We start from the raw sequence: 17,280 nt of genomic DNA, 5'->3' as shown, positions 1-17,280 counted from the left end.
TCATCAGCACGCTGCGCGCAAATTGCGATGTCCTCACGTTGCCCAATATGACTGCATCACCAGAACCTTTCCTTCAACTCAAGAAATGATAGCGCTTCACATTCTTACACGATAGTCGGTTTTGAACACGCAGATCGGTCTGAGGGAGCGACGCATGACAATGATGACGACATTTGCCGATGGGATCCCATTTCCCCTCCTGGGCATGGGCGTCATGAAAATTGCCGACGACGCCGTGCCGGCCGCGATGCTGGCTGCCGTGTCGGCCGGTTATCGGGCCTTCGATACGGCTCCCGTCTATGCTAACGAAATCGGTGTAGGAAACGGCATGCGCGATTGCGGATTGGAGCGGGCCGACATCGCCATCACCACCAAATTGTGGAACGCGCGCCAAGGCTATGACGAAACGCTCCGCGCGTTCGACGATAGCCTGGCAGCGCTCGGGCTCGATTATATCGACCTCTACCTGATCCATTGGCCGGTGCCCAAGCTCGGCCGCTATCTCGACAGTTGGCGTGCGCTGATCCGCCTGCAAGAAGAGGGACGGGCCCGCGCGATCGGTGTGTCCAACTTCACCGTGGCGCATCTCGATCGGATTATCGGAGAGACCGGCGTCGTGCCTGCCATCAACCAGATCGAGCTTCATCCGCGCTGGCAGCAGCCCGAACTGCGCGCCTATCACGAAAGGCACGGTATCGTGACGCAGGCGTGGAGCCCGCTCGGGCGCGGAAGTGCACTCGACAATCCGCCTGTTACGGAAATTGCCGCCGCGATCAATCGCTCGCCTTCCCAGGTAATCCTTCGCTGGCTTACGCAACTTGATATCGTCGTCATACCGAAGGCATCTTCGGCAGGTCATTTGCGTGAGAATATCGCGAGCTTCGATTTCACGCTCGACGACCAAGCGATGGCGACGATGGCAAAATTGCATGCCGAGGACGGGCGTTTCGGCCCGCATCCCGACGCGTTCGAGATGATGTGACCAGTCCGGCCGGCTCTGTCCGGCTGGCCAACGCGACATTCCCAACCTGCCGCATCGTCCTATAATGTTGGGGAAGAGCGCATGACGCCGCTCTCCGCACTGCGGCTTCAGGCATTATCGACGCCTGCAGACGGAAATATCGAGTCCGGCGACTGCCAGTCCAGTCGCGCGATGCGGTGCTTGAACAGCCATTGACCATCCAGGAAGACCAGCGTGTCGACATAGCTTCCGTGATGATCGAGGCCCACATTGGTCATCACCGTGAAATAAGAACGTGACCGCGCCTGCCCATTGCCCAGCAACTGGATGTCGGGCGGGGTAACGTGATGGTGGACGATCGGTCTTACGTTCTCGCCCAGCGGCTTGAGGCCGACCTGGCGCATCAGGCCTTCCTTGATCGCCTGCGGGCCAGTCAGCTTGAACAGGTTGGTTTCGAGCACCCCGTCGGGGGCGAAGGAATTCGCCAGCCCGTCCAGCTTGCCGCGATCGCCTGCGGATGCATAGGCGAGCATTAACTGCCGGATCTTCTCGCGATCGATCAGCTCGGATAATTCCAACTTTCTGCCCCCCCATTTCGACCAGTGCGCACTTGGATATGCGCATGCGGAATGGCCGGTCGCTCGCGTCAGCCCTTTACCGCGGCGCGCCGGACCCAGCTTTGCACGATCGCCTCGGCCGCATTGACCAGCGTCTGCGGGTCTACGAAGACGTGGTTGGTAGCGACATACATGTCGGTGAGGCACCGCCCCATCGCGCTCGGCACGCGTAGTCCCTCAGAGCCGCTCCACATATGGCATTTACGGACCACATCGGATGCGACGATATGGGCAAACGTCGCTGCCTGGCGCATCCGCTGGTTCTGCTCGACGTCGAGTGCGACATTGTTTCGGCCATATTCTTGAGCATCGCCAAAGGCCTTCAGCACCATCAGGCGGGCGGCGATATATTGCGCCTCGAGCGAGACGAAGTCCGACTTGAATACCGGGCTGTCGCCGACGACGCCCGGATAGGCCGGCCGCTTCTTGTACGAGGCGATCACGGCGATCTCTTCGAGCGCGCGCTTCATGAGACCCAGCGCCACGCCTGCGTGGCCGGCCGCGCCGAGGCCCATCGCACCAACCTTGAAATGATCGCCACCTCGCAACGGGACGTTAACCGTCCGTTCGAGCGCAAAGGAGAATGGCACGAACTGCTCGGGCACACGATAATCATAGCTGCCCGTGCCCTTAAGGCCCATGACTTCCCAGTTGCCGACGAATTCGACGTTTTCCCGCCGCGTGTAGCAGGCCGCGACTTCGGGCTGGCCCGGTGCGACTTCGCGCTGCTTGCCGCCCTCCCGAACGAGCATGCCGGAAATCAACCAATTAGCATGGGCGCAACCGCTGCCGAAACGAAAACTGCCCTGCACCTCATAGCCGCCGTCAACGATATCGGCGGTACCGCCGGGGCCAGGCATGCCGGCAGCGATCGGCCTGGCGCAATCGCCGAACATCGTCTCGACGGCATCCTCCTGCAGGAAGACGGCAGCCTGACCCGTGGCAAGCGAATTTGCCATCAAGGACCAGCCGCTCGAGCCGTCGGCATAGCTGACCTCTTCGAGCGTCTCGACCAGTTCGACGATATCGCAGCCCAGCCCGCCATAATCGCGCGGGACCAGCATCCAGAAAAGCTCGGCGTCCTTGAACGCCTGGACCGCGTTGGGAGACAGCGTACCCAGCTTGTCAGTGGTCTCGGCCTCTGCCTTGATCAGCGGGACCAGACGGCGGGCCCGCGCGACGGGACCCTCCACGTCCGCGCCGCTAACTTTCCGGCTCAACGGGACTGCCTGATTCATGGAATTCTCCGATTAGCTAAAATTAGTATCGCTTCAAATTTCTTATACGCGTTTTGGGAGGGAGCCAAGAATATATGCTCCCACCATCGAGGGGAGAGCTCAATATTCTTCCCTGAAGCCTCTATCTGTAAGGAAATTGGATCAGTTTGATGCCCAATCTGCATAGACACCCGCCGTGCCTAGCAATCGAACAGTTGAACGACTTGCGGCCTAAAAATTAATGAAGCGCTTCATAGATTATGTAATTAGCTCCGGCTTTTGGGCAAACCAAGCGCCTTCTCGGCAACGATGCTGCGGTGGATTTCGCTTGTGCCGCCATAGATCGTGGTCGCATAGGCCCGGCGATGACCCAGTTCGACCATGCCGAGCGGGTGCGTTCCACGCTCCATGGCGTCGGGCCCGCCCATTTCCATGATTTCCCACGCGCTTTTTACATAGGTCTCGGTGATGAACATCTTGGTCATCGGTCCCCAGGCGCGATTGTGGCGTCCCGCGTCGTCGGCCCAGACCAGCCTTGCCACCATGGCTGCGGCCGCCTCGAAGCGGGTTCGCACGATGGCGAGCCTCGCGCGAACCGACGACCGCTCGATCGGCGCTTCACCATATTCCGTTGAATGCGCCCAGAGCAGCGCATTTTCGAGCATCCGCACCTGCCCCAGATACAGGCTGCCGCTGCCATGTTCGAGCGACAGGGCCGCCCCCATGACGTCGATGCCGCGATCGACCTCGCCCAGCCGATAACGATCCGGCAGGCGGATCTCGTCATAATAAGTGATGGTGGTCTTTTCGTCCTGATAGGTATGGACTGGCTGATAGCTAAAGCCCGGCAACGCGGTGGGGACGACGAACAGGGTCAGCCCCTCATGCTTAGCGCCGCCGCTGCGCGTGCGCGTCAGTAAAATGACATAATCGGCCAGATGCGCTCCGGTGGTGAACATCTTCTGTCCGCGAACGATCCAGTCGTCGCCGTCACGGGTCGCGCTGGTTTGCGCCGAGAAGACGTCGGACCCCGATCCCGGCTCGCTGAAACCCAGGCTGCACAGCGCAGTGCCCGCCAGGATCCGCGGGACGATCTCAGCCCTTGCCTCCGCCGTCGCGAATTGTGCGACCATCTGGCCCACCACCGTGGTCGTACCAAGAACGTGCGTCGTGTAGTTGAACTCCTCGTAGATCTCGGACGAGGCGTACATCTCGCGCGAGCCGCGGCCCTCCCCGCCATATTCGACCGGCCAATTGGCGAACAACAAACCTTCCTCGGCCATCTTGCGGTGAAAGTCCGCATCGTGGCTTGCGGTCGAGTGATGCGCCTTTGTGGCCATTTCCGGCGTGTAATTCGCCTTGAAGAAAGCGCGCGTCTTGTCCTTGAAGGCCGCCGACTTCTCGTCGAGATCGAAGGTAATACCGATCTCCCCCGCGTCGGGCAGCGGCCCGGTGGCACCCTTGAACAGCCGTTCGCCCGCGATTTCTAGCTCGCGATAGGGGTCGCCATTTGCCAAAATGAGTTGATTGGCGCGCAAGTTGAACAGATGGATGTCATATTCGACGGACAGGCCATATCCGCCAAACGCTCGCACCGCGCGCCGAACGGCCGTGGCCGCCGCCTGCGTCTGCCACCACCAGCTCATCGACACGAATGCTGCAGCGTCGGGACGTCGGGACGAGACTGCCCAGATCGCCCGCCGTACCAACAACTGCCCCGCCTCGACGTCGGTCACGGCATCGGCAAGCGGATGTGCCACGCCCTGAAAGCTTCCGATCGGGCGACCGAACTGGATTCTCTCGCGTGCATAGGCCGCCGCCTGCTCGAGTGCCTCGTGCGCCAGCGAGCCGAGCATCGCGCTCGACAGCAGCTTCCACTCCTCCACTGCAGCGAGGAACGCTGTTTGCGCGCCCTCCCCCGATGCGAGCAGTGTCCTGCGGTCGCGAAGCTCCTCCTGGCTCAGTCGCCAATGCTGCCGACCCTCATTATCGGATGCGCGTTCGATCAGGATGAGTTCGCCATCGTGCAGACCGATCGCGGCAGTAGCCGCCGCGCCGGCCGGCATGATCTGCCCGCCTCGCTCAAGCGGATGCAATGCCGGCACGATAATCTGCTCGCCGGAGAGTACCGCTTCAAGCCGCTTAGCCGCAACCTCACTGTCGAGCGATGCCAGCACCTGCGCCACGACGATGGCCTCGGCCAGCGGCGCGGAAGCAAGCCGTTTGCCAGCTTCTTCGCAAATCAGCGCTGCGTCGAACAGCGAGCCGCCGATCCCGCCCGCGGACTCGGGAATTCGAATGTGCAGCGCACCCATTTCGATCAGAGCCAGCCACAGCGTGCGGTCGACCCCATCCTGCGCCGCGGCGCGGACCCGCTCGGGCGTCGATTCCTTAAGAAAGAATTTCCGGAATGAGTCCTGCAGCAGCAGTTGCTCCTCGGTAAGGCTGAGATCCACCAATCACTCCTTAAATCGTCAGGCGCACGCCGTCATGCGAGGAGCCGAGACATGACCATTTAGATCTGTGCTCGCGGGGCTGCGTCCTGCACGCCGGCATCCGTCGGGGCAGGACGGCTAAAATAGACGTCCCGCTCAGCCCTCGTCGCACTCACCATCCGCTCGCGGTCCCGCGAGGCGAATTCCTCGGCATATTCGAGTGCGCGCGCGACCGCCGGGCGCTGCGCGATGTCCGCGTACCAGCGCGCCATATTCGGCTTCTCCAGAATGTCCGACGGGAAACTCGTCATGGTTCGAATCCAGGAGAAGGTCGCGATGTCAGCGATCGAATAATTCTCGCCGGCGATATGACGGTGTCGCCCCAGTTGCCCCTCAATGACCGCGACGATCCGATTCATCTCAGTCGTGAAACGGTGCAACGCATAGGGCTCGTCGCGCGAGACGAAACGGAAATGGAGATACTGGCCGAACATCGGGCCCACGCTCGCCATCTGGAACATCAACCAGCTCAGCACCGCCGTACGCGCGCGGACGGACGAGCCGAGCAACATGGCCGACTGTTCGGCGAGATAATGCAGGATCGCGCCGGATTCGGCGATCACCTGGTCCCGACCGTCGACCACATCGACGAAGACGGGAACCTTCGCATTCGGGTTTAGCGCCAGGAACGCATCTTCGCGCTGCTCTCCCTTCATCACGTCGATCCACACCCGGTGGCAGGGCATGTCGATCTCTTCCAGCATGATCATGACTTTGGTCACATTCGGGCTGCCCGAGCCAAGCAGCAGCGGTCGGCGATCGGGAATCATGAATCGTGATCTCCCAACGGTGGCCGCCTGCCGGAGCATCTAGTCATCGAACCTGATGATGCTGTCGCCGAACGGCTCGTCGCGGATCCGCAAAGCCTCCTTGAGCCCCAGTGACTTCACATTACCGAAAAACTCCGAGAAGGCGGGCGACTGATGTGCACGCGCATCGTTTTCGGCAGCGAGGCGCTGGAGCGTCCCACGCCCCATCAACTCGACGCCCAGATTGACAATACGCTTGTGCGTCGCCTGCAGCCCCGGCTCGACCAGCGCGAGCCGGGCCGCCAAGGCATCGACTTCCTCATCGAGCTTGTCGCGCGGAACCGACTTGAGAACCAGTCCGAGGCGCTCGGCATCCTTGCCAAGCAGCATGTCGCCCGTCATCAACATGCGCTTCGTCCATTGTGGGCCGAGATGATAAAGCCACATATGGTTGGCTGGCGACCCGAGACCGCGCGTCGCCGGGAAGCCGATGCGGGCGTCGTCCGCGGCGATCAGGAAGTCGCAGTTGAGCGCAATATCGGTCCCCACCGCCAGGCAATGGCCGTGGATCTTGGCGATGACCGGCTTGTGAATCTCTTGGATGATCAGCCGCAGGGTCGAGCTACGCTCGGTGCCCCAGGCGTCGTCGTCGAAATTATCGCGGCCACGGTAATCGACCGGATCGAAAGTCCGACCCTCGCCCGAATCCATGCCCTGTTCGAGGTCGCCGCCTGCGCAAAAATCCTTGCCCGCACCCTGCAGGACGATGACGCGCACCTCCTTGAGATCGTCGGCTTCGAGCATCGCGCCGTGCAGATCCATCAATGCACGCATGTTCTGGGCATTGCGTCGCTCAGGACGGTTCAAAGTGATATAAGCTACTGAATTGCGGACCTCGAACGCAATCGTCATCGGAACGTCATCTATCCACTTTCCCACCTATCACCTCCTAATGCTATGATGTTGTAATCGAAGGTCGTCAGTCCAGCGCGCCGGACAATATGACGTTCCGGAGCGAAGGCTTGTTGATTTTGTTACTGTCGGTACGCGGCACGTCCGCGTCCTTCACGACCCAGATTTTTTTCGGAACCTTGTAAGACGAAAGCTGCTTGCGCAGGCCGTCCAGAAGTTCTTGTTCGGTCGAATTCTGGTTGGCCCGCAACACTGCAACCGCAACGACGATCTCGCCAAGATCCTTATGGGGCAAGCCAAGCACGGCGGCCTCGCCTACCATCGGATTTTGCATAAGCGCCAATTCGACCTCGCGCGGCGCGACATTCGCGCCACCCGTTTTGACAAGCTCGGTACTGCGCCCATCGAAGAACAGGTGGCCATCCGGGCAAATCCGGCATAAGTCGCCGCTATGATAGAAGCCATCGGCGTCGAACACCTCGTCGCGCTCGCGCTTGTAGAAGCCGTTCATCAGGCCCGGCCCGCGTACCAGCAACTCCCCCGGTTCTCCGTTCGCTAGCGTCTCGCCGGTCTCAGGATCGATGATCTTGCGTTCGACGCCAGGCACCGCACGACCAAATGATCCCACCTTGTCCGGCGGCAGAAAGCAATCGAGATGCTCCTTGCTGTGCGGGCCGAAGGTTTCCGTCATGCCGAGAGAGTTCGGCGTCTGCTCGGGCGTGGCAAGCCCGACCATCGCATATTGCTGCATGGCAAAAGGCTTGAGGTTAGTCAGATATTCTTCGCGGAATTCTGGCAGCGAACGGAGATTGGCAATCTGCGCCGGCCATAGCGCCAAATGCGTCACCCCGTCGCGTTGCAGCGAGACCATCATAGACGCCGGGGACGGCATATCCGGACAGACGACGGCCGCCCCGCTGTGATTGGCCGCCAGCAATGACGTCGATAGCCCGCCAACCCAGAAAAAGGGTTGCGTGGTGAGCAGCCGGTCACCCCGGACGAACGTCATATAGGTGCTGAGTACATAGGATTGGCGGACGACCGAGCCATGGGTGTGCACCACGCCCTTGGGCCGAGAAGTACTGCCGGACGTATAGATGATCAACGCAAGATCCGCCGGCGTGATTTCCTGCTCGACTTCGTTCAGCAGCGCGTCGGTGAATCCCTCACTATCGCCAAGCCTGGCAAGTTCCGTCCTGCCGCCTCGCGCAAAAGACGGGGCCTGATCCGCCCAGAACCAGATCGACCGCAGCATCGGCGCATTGGGCAAACGGAGCTGGCGTCCGCCATCGGTGGTACCCAAAGACGGCAGCGCCTCGGCCAGGCGTTCGACGTAATCATATTGCAGGAACTTGTCGGCGGTTATCAGCGTATCGATATCGGAGTGCCGGATCACATAGGCCAGCTCCGCGCCCCGTGCGAAGGTGCTGATCAGCACCGCGACCGCGCCGATCCGCGTGATCGCAAAGAATATTACGGCCCAATCGGGTTCGTTAGGCATCAGCAGCCCGACGCGCGTGCCTTTTCCTACCCCTGCAGCGAGCAGCCCACGAGCGACTTCGGCGGACCGCCGCTCGACGTCGTCGAAGGTCAGTATGTTCGCGCCCTGGATTACCTGCGCTGTCGTGCCAAAATATTTCGTTCCCCGACGCAACATGGCGACCGTTGTCGGAGCGGCGTCTGGAAATATCTCAGTCATTAGCCCTCGGCTCTCATCCAGCCCTGGTCGAATGACGGGCGTGACGGTCCCGCTATGGGTTGCGGGCTGTCGTTGATTTCCTGTGCAGCGGCCACCCTCCGAGGTCAAGTATGAATCGCTTCAAAAATGATTACGCGTCAAGATTCGTACGGTGCTGCCTGTTGGCAACGTCGGTCGAGTCATATATGCCGAATGCGGTAGGTTAGGAGATACGGAGTGGGTGCGAGCGACAACTCGGAAGAGGCGCCAAGCAAATCGAAAGTAGTAACGCGTTCGCGTCGTCCGCGCCTGGTCGACGTAGCCCGGCTCGCCGGCGTATCCTTGGGCAGCGCATCGCGCGCCCTCAGCGCGCCCGAGCTGGTCAAGCCGAAAACGCGCGAAGCCGTACGACTCGCGGCAGCGCATCTCTCCTATGTCGTCGATGGCGCGGCTCGGTCGCTAGCGCTCCGTCGCAGTCTGTCGGTCGGCGTGATATTGCCGACGATCAACAATCCCATTTTCGCCGATTTCGTCCATGCGCTGCAACAGCGGCTGAGCGAAGACAACTACTCGCTATTTGTGTCGGCGCACGAATATAGCCGCGACGCCGAAACGCTGATTGTCGAGCGATTGCTACAGCGTAGTGTCGACGGCCTGGTCCTGCTCGGAACCGATCAGGATCGCAAGGCGATGGGCCAGATAGCGCGCGCCGAAGTGCCGCATATCTTCGCGTGGTCGTCCGAAGAAAACAGCCGGATATCCGTCGGTTTTTCGAACCGCCGCGCGATGCAACAGGTTACCCAGCACTTAATCCAACTGGGCCACAGGCGCATCACGCTGCTGTCGGGGCACACCGAATATAACGAGCGCGCCCGGGCGCGGCTTGATGGCGTGCTGGACACTACATCGCTTGCCGGGCTGGACGCGCCAACCACAATATTCAGCGAGTTTTCCGTCGAGGCTGGACGACACGGGCTACGCGAGGCAATGGCCAAGACGCCTCGGCCCACAGCGCTCATTTGTTCGACCGACCTGATGGCGGCAGGCGCACTTTCCGAAGCCGCGATCATGGGCATCAAGGTGCCCGAAGAACTGTCGATAACTGGGTTCGACAACATCGAATTTTCTGCGCTGCTCACGCCACAGCTGACCACCGTCGACGTACCTACGGTCGAGATCGGCACCGCCGCCGGCGATGCGATCCTCGCGGCGATGGCGGGCAAGAGCATCGAACGGGCACCCTTCCCCACCCGCCTTGTTGTCCGCGGCAGCACCGGCCCTGCGCCAAAATAGCACGACGGCGCTGCGGCAACGCTACTATGAAACGCTACTATGACGCGAACTCGAAAGTTAATCGAAGCGCTTCAATTCTAGATGTGTCGGGTTGTAGCCGGCGAATTCGAGCTGTGGAGAGACTATGACGTCGCAGGGTATCATCAAAACGGAGCGCCACGGCGGCGTTGCCATCGTGACCCTATCCAATCCCGAAAAGCGCAATGCCTTTACTCCCGACATGCGCCGATCCCTGACGGGTACTTTAACCGAGCTGAACCGGACTGTGGAGGTAAGGGCCGTGGTGCTGACTGGCGAGGAGAAACATTTTTGCGCGGGGGCCGATGTCTCTGCGATGGGCGCGGGAGCTGCCCCGCGCACAACCGTCCAAATCCGCGAAAACACCAAGGAGGTGAACCACCTTCTCCAGGCGATCGTGACCGCGCCCAAGCCCTATGTCGCGTCGGTCGACGGCGATGCCTTCGGTGCCGGCATGTCGCTTGCCATCGCCTGCGACTTCCTCGTGGCCGGGCCCGGCGCACGTTTTGGAACCGCCTTCGCCAAGATCGGCCTGTTGCCCGACCTGGGCATGCTGCATTATCTGCCGCTGCGGGTGGGCATGACGGCGGCCAAGCGGATGATGATGCTATGCGAGCCGGTATTGGCCGAACGTGCCTTTGCCCTCGGCCTAGCAGACGAACTCAATAGCGAAAGCGCTATGGTTGGCGCCCGAGCGTTGGCGGAAAAGCTCGCCGACGGGTCGCCGCTGGCTATCGGCTATATCAAGTCGGTGCTCGCCGACGGCATCTCGACCTGGCAGGACGCGATGCGCGCCGAACTGGATATTGGCTCGGCGCTGGCCGGCACCGAAGATTTCAAAGAAGGCATCGCAGCGTTGCGCGAAAAGCGCCCGCCGGTCTATCAGGGGCGCTGATAGGGCACCTGCCGCGCCGAACAAGTATAACCATCCCCGCCAATATCCGCAGGACAATTCGCAATGCCATCCTTGGCCGTGCGCTCCGGTCCCCAGTTAGGTGCCTGGCTCCAGCCATTTGGAAGTAGCCCGATAAGGTCGAACGGCCGCCGCATTAGACGAAGGCCGAGGTAACCCGGACAGCAAACTATTGGAGACGCCGCTTGGACATCTCAGACAGTCACACTTCGTCTTAATGCTCAGGCGGCGTCGACGTACGGCATCAGCCAGCGGCCGTTATCGACGAAGAAGTCCTGCGCATAATCTTCGGGCAGGCTCGCCAAGCGCTGGCGGAACTTGCGGATTGGATCCTTACTCCCTTCCAGATGCGGGAAGTCGGTGTTGTAGCAATAGAGCTCTTTCATGCCGTAATGATTGATCATATCGGCGAGAGGTTCGTGGAAAAACGGCCCGACGCGGACATTCTTGCGCAGATATTCGCTTGGCTTCATGTCGAAGTGCCGGCCGACAACGCGAACCTGGAAATCCGCCCACTGGTCCATGCGGCGCGCGCACTCGCCGAGCCAGGTCGTGCCGAATTCGAGCACGCCGAAACGCAGGTTGGGGAAGCGCTCGAACACGCGGCCCATCACCATCGTCTGCAGATAAAGTTCGGCCGGCATATGCGCGACCAGAAGGAAATAGGGGCTGATCGCCTCTTCGCCGCCGCCGCGTTCAGCGGGCGCACCTTTCAGCGATTCCGCATTGCCCCACGCCCGCTCGGGGAACATCGGGTCCGGATCGGGCTGCGAGATGAGTCCGCCACCACCTAGGTGGATCAGCGCCGGCACATTGGCTTCCTCGAGCCGGGCCCAGAAGGGATCCCACTGCGAATGGGCCGGCGAGGTGCCGCCGGGAGGAGCTGCGCATGGCATGTTGATGCCGCCGACGTTGCCGATCTTGAGGACGCGATCGAGTTCTTCTATCGCCCAGTCGACTTCAGTCATATTGAGGTTGATCGCCGGCCACACACGGCCGCTGGCCCCCTTCGCCCACTGTAGATAATAGTCATTGATGCCACGGTTGGTGGCACGCGCTACATGCGAATTGACGCGCATCTCGTTACCGATCGCCTGCGAGAAGGCGAGCTGAGCCTTGACTCCCATAAGGTCGAGCGCCTCGAGTCGGCCCTCGACATCGGTAGCGCCGAGCGCCGCCATGCCCTTGACACCGAAGATATCCGTCTTGTTGCGGGCGAGGCCGTCCTTATACTCGTCCGACTGCAAATGCCGTTTGTAGAAATCGAGAGAGGGATTTGGACCCATTCCTTTGGTGAGGTCTTCATAGACCTCGACCGGAAGGTAGATGTGGCCGTCGATGTCGAGCATCTTGCCGAAGAGAGGGTCGGCCCGCGATGCTTCCTGGGCACTCAATTCCGCGACCTGCGTGGCCATGACGATTTCTCCTGAATATCTTCCGGGTCCATGCGCATTCGCAGCGGCCCACTACAGGAACACATAGCCGAAAACACCGATTTTGCAACCTACTGAATCTCATGAAGCGCTTCATTTTTTGGCAAAGAGCATGCTGTGCCAAGAGTAAGTACAGGCAAGCAGAATTTTCCGACACATACGTGACGGGCGCCTACCTGACCCGGAATGGCTGGGGTTTGTTCATGATCGCCCCGCGATCGACCTGGCTCATTGCGCCCGCATTGCCGATTTGCGTGTAGCTGAGCGCATTTTGGAGCGCTATCGATCTCGGCATGTCGAGCGACTCCCAAATCGCCCTGACCGATCCCTGGATCGCCGCCGGCGGCTTGGCTGCGATCAGGGCTGCCAGACTCCTGCCGTGCGCCCAAAGCTGCTCCTCGGCCACGATTTCCGTAACGAGACCGAGGCGCAGCGCGGTCTCCGCCGAGATGCGTTCGTCGTTCCCGAGCAAGGTCATCCGCAGCACGTCTCCGAGAGGCATCCGGTATACCGCCCCCACCGGCTCCACCGCCGCGGTCATGCCATAAGTGACGTGCGGATCGAAGAAGGTCGCCTCGGGCGAACAGATGATGATGTCGCTCTCGTTCAGCCAGTAAAAGGCGCCACCGGCCGCCATGCCGTGAACCGCGGTGACAACTGGCTTCCAGCAGCGGTTATATTTGGGTCCAAGGCTCTCGCCAGGGTCGGCGGCATGCCAAGCATCGTTCGAGCCGGTGATGTCACCCGGCTCCTTTACATCGACGCCGGTACAGAATGCCCGGCCTGCCGCCGCCCGCAGGAACACCGCGTTAACCTTGGGATCGTGCGCGAGATCGGCCCAAAGATCCCGAAACTCATCCATCATCAGCTTGTTGAAGCTATTCAACGCCTTCGGCCGATTGATGGTTACGGTAGCAACGAGATCCTCGGCCTTTTCCACCAGGATTGTCTCATATTCATAGGTTGGTGCCATGCCCCGCTCCCGATGCTGATGACTGGTTATGTGCTTACCGTAGCTGATCGGGCGACGCCAGCAGACGGCGATACCCGCTGCCGAGCACCCTGTCCCGTCGCGAGGCCGCCGCTATTCGGCGACTGCCGGAGCCGAGTGCGGATGAACTAAAGTCCATTCGCGGCTCGGGCTGCGCGACCATCCCGATGCCGCAAATGTACCGCCATCCACGCTGAGCGTGACGCCCGTTATGTAGCTCGCCATCTTGGAACATAGAAAAATCGCCGCCGAGGCAAACTCTTCCGGCGTACCAACGCGCTTCAACGGAATGTAGCGCTCAAAGGCTTCGTTGGTTGTGAACCCTTGCTGGCCCTCGGAAAAGAAATTGATGCCGGGCGTGTCTATGATGTCCGGCGCTAGGCAATTTACGCGGATATCGTGATCCGATAGTTCGATCGCGAGCGTCCGAGTCAGGCTGACCATGCCGGCCTTGCAGGCGGCATAGGCCGCGAACAGCGGTGCTGCACGAAGCCCTTCGATGCTGGTGATGTTCAGGATGTTACCGCCCCGCCCCGCCCTGACCATTTCGCGCGAAATAACTTCGGTGGGCGTGAAGAGGGCGCCGAAATTCGTCTCGATCTGACGACGCCACTTGTCCGTGTCGAGTTTGATGAACGGCGTCTGCCGTACGCCCGCCGCGTTGTTTACTAGGATGTCGACCTGACCAAAGCGATCCAATGTCGCCTGGAGCGCCTGCTCAACCTGCGGCGTATCGCGAACGTCGGTTTCGAGGCCCAGCGCTTCATAACCTTCGTCTTCAAGCGACTTGGCAACCGCCGCCGCCTTCCCCTGCTTGCGATCGAGCAGCACGACTTTCGCTCCGAAACGCGCGAAGGCGCGCCCCATGGCTTCGCCGAGGCCCTGCCCACCGCCGGTGATCATAGCGACATGGCCGGTAAGCAGGATATCGTTCGGATGCGGCATGTCTTCGCTCCCTATTAGAAATTAGTGCCTCCATCGACGTTGATGTCCGCGCCGGTCATATAACCGTTGGCGCGCGACGCCACGAACAACAGCACGGCGACATATTCCTCAATCTTGCCGTGGCGGCCGAGGCGCGAAGGCTCGTTGCCGAACAACGACTCCATCACCTGGGTCGCGTGATAGGGGTTCGCGCTGTCGAGCCCGGCGTCTTCGAAGCCCTTGTTGATCAACGGCCCCCAATTGCCGCCTGAGACCATGATTCCACCGGGCGACAACGTGTTCACCAATATGCCTTCGGGCGCGAGATCGAGCGCAAGATGCTTGCTGAGCGCAGTCACGGCGGATTTCGTGACATTATAGACCCCGACCTTGGACATGAAGAGCCGGGTCGATGCTGTCGCCAGGTTGACCACGCGCGCCCAATCGGCCTTGCGCATCCACGGCAGACCGGCACGGATCGTGCGCGCATACCCAATGGTGATACGGTTGAAGGCCTCCTGCCAGACCTCGTCGGTAATGGTCTCAAACTGTCCCTGGGTGCCGAAGGAATTGGCGGCGTTGTTAATGATGACGTTGATATGACCCCATCTCTCACCGATCTCGCGAAATGCGGCATCGATGCCTTCATTTTCCGACATGTCAACGACCAGGCTGAAGGCATCGACTCCTTCGGCGCGGCACGCCTCGACCGTCTTGTCGAGCCCATTGGCGTTTCGCCCAAACACAACGACATCGCTGCCCTCGCGTGCCAATGCGATTGCGATCGCGCGCCCCAGGCCGCGCGATCCACCGACGACGACCGATTTGGCACCCGCATATCCTAAGTCCATTTCAACTCTCCAACTGTCTTCCCGCGCCGGGCATCCTGCCGCGCCGATTCGGCTCACTTATGGGCAGAAGACTGCAGTTCGCCGAGCGGGGCGAGTGCCGATGCGACGCCCTGCACGCCGACTGCCCCATCATATCCGCGCGCCGCGTCCTCCAAAATCATGTCTGCGCCCTTTTCACCGATCATCACGATGGCGGCATGGGTGTTGCCCGATACGACGTGCGGCATGATCGAGCCGTCGACCACTCTCAGCCGGTCTATGCCGCGAACGCGCAGCCGCGAGTCGACCACCGAATTCACGTCGGCACCCATTCGCATCGTGCCGCATGAATGGTACAGCGACCCGCCCGTGGCGCGAATATACTCGGCTATGCTGGCATCATCGGACACGCTCCGCCCCGGCGACACCTCGTCCACGATGAAGTTGCTCAATGGCCGGGCGCCGGTGATCTGGCGAATGAGCTTGAAGCCCCTTACCATCACCTGCATGTCTTCGTCTGCCGCCAGGAAATTCGGGTCGATCGCCGGTGCCGCAAAAGGATCGGCGCTCGTCGCCTTTACCGAACCGCGGCTCTCGGGCCGCAACTGGGAAGCGCTGATCGTGAAACCGGAGAAGTCGTGCAAGCTGTTGCCCATCCGATCCGTGCTGAAGTTGATGCACAAAAGCTGGATGTCGGGCGTTGGGAGCGAGGGAAGGCTCTTCAGAAATGCGCCAGCATATCCCGCGCTGACGGTCAGCGGCCCTTTCGACAACAGCAGATAGCGAAGACTGATCCCCGCCATTCTGACGATATTGCTCATGTCGTCGTTTAGGGTGAACCGCTTCGAGGACTTGAGTACATTGCGGACCTGGAAGTGATCCTGAAGATTTTCCCCGATTTCCTTCCGGTCGGCTAGTACCGGGATTCCGAGCGATTTGAGCAGTTCGAGTGGCCCAAATCCCGACAGCTGCATGATCTGTGGGGTATTGATCGCGCCGGCCGACAGAATGATCTCGCCATTGGCCGTGGCCGAATAATCCCGGCCGCCCTTGTGCCATTCGACCGCGACCGCGCGGCCAGCTTCGGCCACGACTCTGGTGACATGCGCCTTGACGATGACTTGCAGGTTTCGCCGACCTCTTGCCGGACGCAGATATCCGGCGGCGGCGCTGACCCTCCGGCCTCGCTCTGCCGTCATCTGATAATAGCCGACGCCTTCCTGGCTGGGACCATTGAAATCCTCATTCTCGGGATAACCCAGGCTCGTCGTCGCCCCGATAAAAGCATCGCACAGCTCGTGTGGCTCCGTTGCGTCTGAAACCGGGATGGGGCCGTCCGCGCCATGCAGCGCATCGGCGCCACGCACCTGCCGTTCGCTCTTACGGAAATAGGGAAGGACATCGTCCCATCCCCATCCCTCTCCACCCAAATCCCGCCAGGAATCGTAATCTTCGCGCTGGCCGCGTACGTAGACCAGGCCGTTAATCGAGCTCGAGCCGCCAAGCACCTTGCCCCGCGGCTGGGGCACCTTGCGGTCGGCCAGGAAGGATTGTGGTGTCGTCTGGTAACGCCAGTTCAGCGTCGCATGATCGAACAATTTTCCGTAGCCGAGAGGAATGCGGATCCAGGGCGATGAGTCTTCCCCGCCGGCCTCGAGCAGCAGAACTGAATATTTACCGGAAGCCGACAACCTATTTGCGAGCACGCAGCCTGCCGACCCTGCCCCCACGATAATGAAGTCAAATGCCCCGGCGGCGATACGCGCCGGTCCAACCAGCTTATGGGTCATTCAGCATCCTCATTTTCGCAGACCTCTCGACGCCAAGCCATCGCGGTCGAGCAACCCACCACGCGTGCCGTATTATATAAAGCGCTTCATTAATATGCTGCAATGCCGTTTGCAACGATTCTGAAAGTCGCGAAAAACACTAATTCCCCCCTAACGGCAACTACATTCCGGTTCAAAGCACCATCCGACCGATCAGGACGTACAGGAATTGCTCCAGTTTGCGTTGGAACAGCACGCTGCACACCGGTAATCCGGCCATAATGAGCTCAATAACTCGGGATTCTGCCGAGCGCCCACCGCAGAATGCAGAGTGAAAATTAGGCCGCATACGCCAGAAAAAACAGGGCCGAATGGCCAAATTTTGTTCGTCTCACGTAATTTTTGGCTTGCCTCTCACTGAGGTTGGTTTAACTGTACCTCAGATTTGAAGCGATAACAAAAAAGCGCAAATATTGTTCG

At 60.5% G+C, this 17,280-nt stretch carries 14 protein-coding genes; 3 read left to right on the top strand and 11 right to left on the bottom strand.

Annotated features, from left to right (window positions below; translation table 11 throughout):
* The first annotated feature begins 121 nt into the window (after positions 1–121).
* Positions 122–982: an aldo/keto reductase gene (locus GGQ98_RS08025; protein ID WP_207791313.1), complete on the top strand. Its 861-nt coding sequence runs from the start codon at positions 122–124 to the stop codon at positions 980–982.
* A gap of 107 nt (positions 983–1,089) precedes the next feature.
* Here GGQ98_RS08025 and GGQ98_RS08020 read toward each other — a convergent pair whose 3' ends face one another.
* From GGQ98_RS08020 to GGQ98_RS07995, 6 genes are all read right to left on the bottom strand, one after another.
* On the bottom strand, positions 1,090–1,539 hold the full coding sequence (locus GGQ98_RS08020) for a nuclear transport factor 2 family protein (protein ID WP_184067709.1): 450 nt from the start codon (positions 1,537–1,539) through the stop codon (positions 1,090–1,092).
* 68 nt (positions 1,540–1,607) lie between these two features.
* The gene (locus tag GGQ98_RS08015; protein WP_184067707.1) at positions 1,608–2,816 is read right to left on the bottom strand and encodes an acyl-CoA dehydrogenase family protein; all 1,209 of its coding nucleotides are present in this window, start codon (positions 2,814–2,816) and stop codon (positions 1,608–1,610) included.
* 245 nt (positions 2,817–3,061) lie between these two features.
* The gene (locus GGQ98_RS08010; protein ID WP_184067704.1) at positions 3,062–5,251 is read right to left on the bottom strand and encodes an acyl-CoA dehydrogenase family protein; all 2,190 of its coding nucleotides are present in this window, start codon (positions 5,249–5,251) and stop codon (positions 3,062–3,064) included.
* Between the two features lie 59 nt (positions 5,252–5,310).
* Positions 5,311–6,060, bottom strand: coding sequence for a glutathione S-transferase family protein (locus tag GGQ98_RS08005; protein WP_184067701.1), 750 nt, complete (start codon positions 6,058–6,060; stop codon positions 5,311–5,313).
* A gap of 39 nt (positions 6,061–6,099) precedes the next feature.
* Entirely contained in the window at positions 6,100–6,951 is an 852-nt protein-coding gene (locus GGQ98_RS08000) for a crotonase/enoyl-CoA hydratase family protein (RefSeq protein ID WP_184067698.1), read from the bottom strand.
* Positions 6,952–7,018: 67 nt separating this feature from the next.
* A complete protein-coding gene (locus tag GGQ98_RS07995) occupies positions 7,019–8,650 on the bottom strand; it encodes a class I adenylate-forming enzyme family protein (RefSeq protein ID WP_184067695.1) in 1,632 nt (543 codons plus the stop codon).
* Between the two features lie 216 nt (positions 8,651–8,866).
* Between GGQ98_RS07995 and GGQ98_RS07990 the strand changes: the two genes are divergently transcribed.
* Both GGQ98_RS07990 and GGQ98_RS07985 read left to right on the top strand, forming a co-directional pair.
* Positions 8,867–9,922, top strand: a complete 1,056-nt coding sequence (locus GGQ98_RS07990; RefSeq protein ID WP_184067691.1) for a substrate-binding domain-containing protein — start codon at positions 8,867–8,869, stop codon at positions 9,920–9,922.
* 124 nt (positions 9,923–10,046) lie between these two features.
* The gene (locus tag GGQ98_RS07985) at positions 10,047–10,835 is read left to right on the top strand and encodes an enoyl-CoA hydratase/isomerase family protein (protein WP_184067688.1); all 789 of its coding nucleotides are present in this window, start codon (positions 10,047–10,049) and stop codon (positions 10,833–10,835) included.
* 239 nt (positions 10,836–11,074) lie between these two features.
* On the opposite strand, the gene GGQ98_RS07980 is transcribed toward GGQ98_RS07985, so the two are convergent.
* The 5 genes from GGQ98_RS07980 to GGQ98_RS07960 all read right to left on the bottom strand — a co-directional run bounded on the left by GGQ98_RS07980 (position 11,075) and on the right by GGQ98_RS07960 (position 16,821).
* Positions 11,075–12,268, bottom strand: a complete 1,194-nt coding sequence (locus GGQ98_RS07980) for an amidohydrolase family protein (RefSeq protein ID WP_184067685.1) — start codon at positions 12,266–12,268, stop codon at positions 11,075–11,077.
* A gap of 190 nt (positions 12,269–12,458) precedes the next feature.
* Positions 12,459–13,259 carry an enoyl-CoA hydratase/isomerase family protein gene (locus GGQ98_RS07975; RefSeq protein WP_184067682.1) on the bottom strand — a complete coding sequence of 267 codons (801 nt, stop codon included), beginning with the start codon at positions 13,257–13,259 and terminating at the stop codon, positions 12,459–12,461.
* Positions 13,260–13,370: 111 nt separating this feature from the next.
* Positions 13,371–14,222 carry an SDR family NAD(P)-dependent oxidoreductase gene (locus GGQ98_RS07970; RefSeq protein ID WP_184067680.1) on the bottom strand — a complete coding sequence of 284 codons (852 nt, stop codon included), beginning with the start codon at positions 14,220–14,222 and terminating at the stop codon, positions 13,371–13,373.
* A gap of 14 nt (positions 14,223–14,236) precedes the next feature.
* Positions 14,237–15,052 (bottom strand): SDR family NAD(P)-dependent oxidoreductase, encoded by an 816-nt coding sequence (locus GGQ98_RS07965; RefSeq protein ID WP_184067677.1) that lies wholly within the window; start codon positions 15,050–15,052, stop codon positions 14,237–14,239.
* A gap of 53 nt (positions 15,053–15,105) precedes the next feature.
* A complete protein-coding gene (locus tag GGQ98_RS07960; protein ID WP_184067674.1) occupies positions 15,106–16,821 on the bottom strand; it encodes a GMC family oxidoreductase in 1,716 nt (571 codons plus the stop codon).
* Positions 16,822–17,280 lie beyond the last annotated feature (459 nt).

The organism is Sphingosinicella soli (assembly GCF_014199685.1).
Lineage (GTDB): Bacteria > Pseudomonadota > Alphaproteobacteria > Sphingomonadales > Sphingomonadaceae > Sphingosinicella > Sphingosinicella soli.
This window is presented reverse-complemented; position numbering and strand designations above follow the sequence as displayed.

What these genes read in the sequence shown, in the direction of transcription:
- GGQ98_RS08015 (WP_184067707.1), bottom strand. Translation starts at nt 2,816, where the DNA reads ATGAATCAGGCAGTCCCGTTGAGCCGGAAAGTTAGCGGCGCGGACGTG.
- GGQ98_RS08005 (WP_184067701.1), bottom strand. Translation starts at nt 6,060, where the DNA reads ATGATTCCCGATCGCCGACCGCTGCTGCTTGGCTCGGGCAGCCCGAAT.
- GGQ98_RS08000 (WP_184067698.1), bottom strand. Translation starts at nt 6,951, where the DNA reads ATGACGATTGCGTTCGAGGTCCGCAATTCAGTAGCTTATATCACTTTG.
- GGQ98_RS07995 (WP_184067695.1), bottom strand. Translation starts at nt 8,650, where the DNA reads ATGACTGAGATATTTCCAGACGCCGCTCCGACAACGGTCGCCATGTTG.
- GGQ98_RS07985 (WP_184067688.1), top strand. Translation starts at nt 10,047, where the DNA reads ATGACGTCGCAGGGTATCATCAAAACGGAGCGCCACGGCGGCGTTGCC.
- GGQ98_RS07980 (WP_184067685.1), bottom strand. Translation starts at nt 12,268, where the DNA reads ATGGCCACGCAGGTCGCGGAATTGAGTGCCCAGGAAGCATCGCGGGCC.
- GGQ98_RS07975 (WP_184067682.1), bottom strand. Translation starts at nt 13,259, where the DNA reads ATGGCACCAACCTATGAATATGAGACAATCCTGGTGGAAAAGGCCGAG.
- GGQ98_RS07970 (WP_184067680.1), bottom strand. Translation starts at nt 14,222, where the DNA reads ATGCCGCATCCGAACGATATCCTGCTTACCGGCCATGTCGCTATGATC.
- GGQ98_RS07965 (WP_184067677.1), bottom strand. Translation starts at nt 15,052, where the DNA reads ATGGACTTAGGATATGCGGGTGCCAAATCGGTCGTCGTCGGTGGATCG.
- GGQ98_RS07960 (WP_184067674.1), bottom strand. Translation starts at nt 16,821, where the DNA reads ATGACCCATAAGCTGGTTGGACCGGCGCGTATCGCCGCCGGGGCATTT.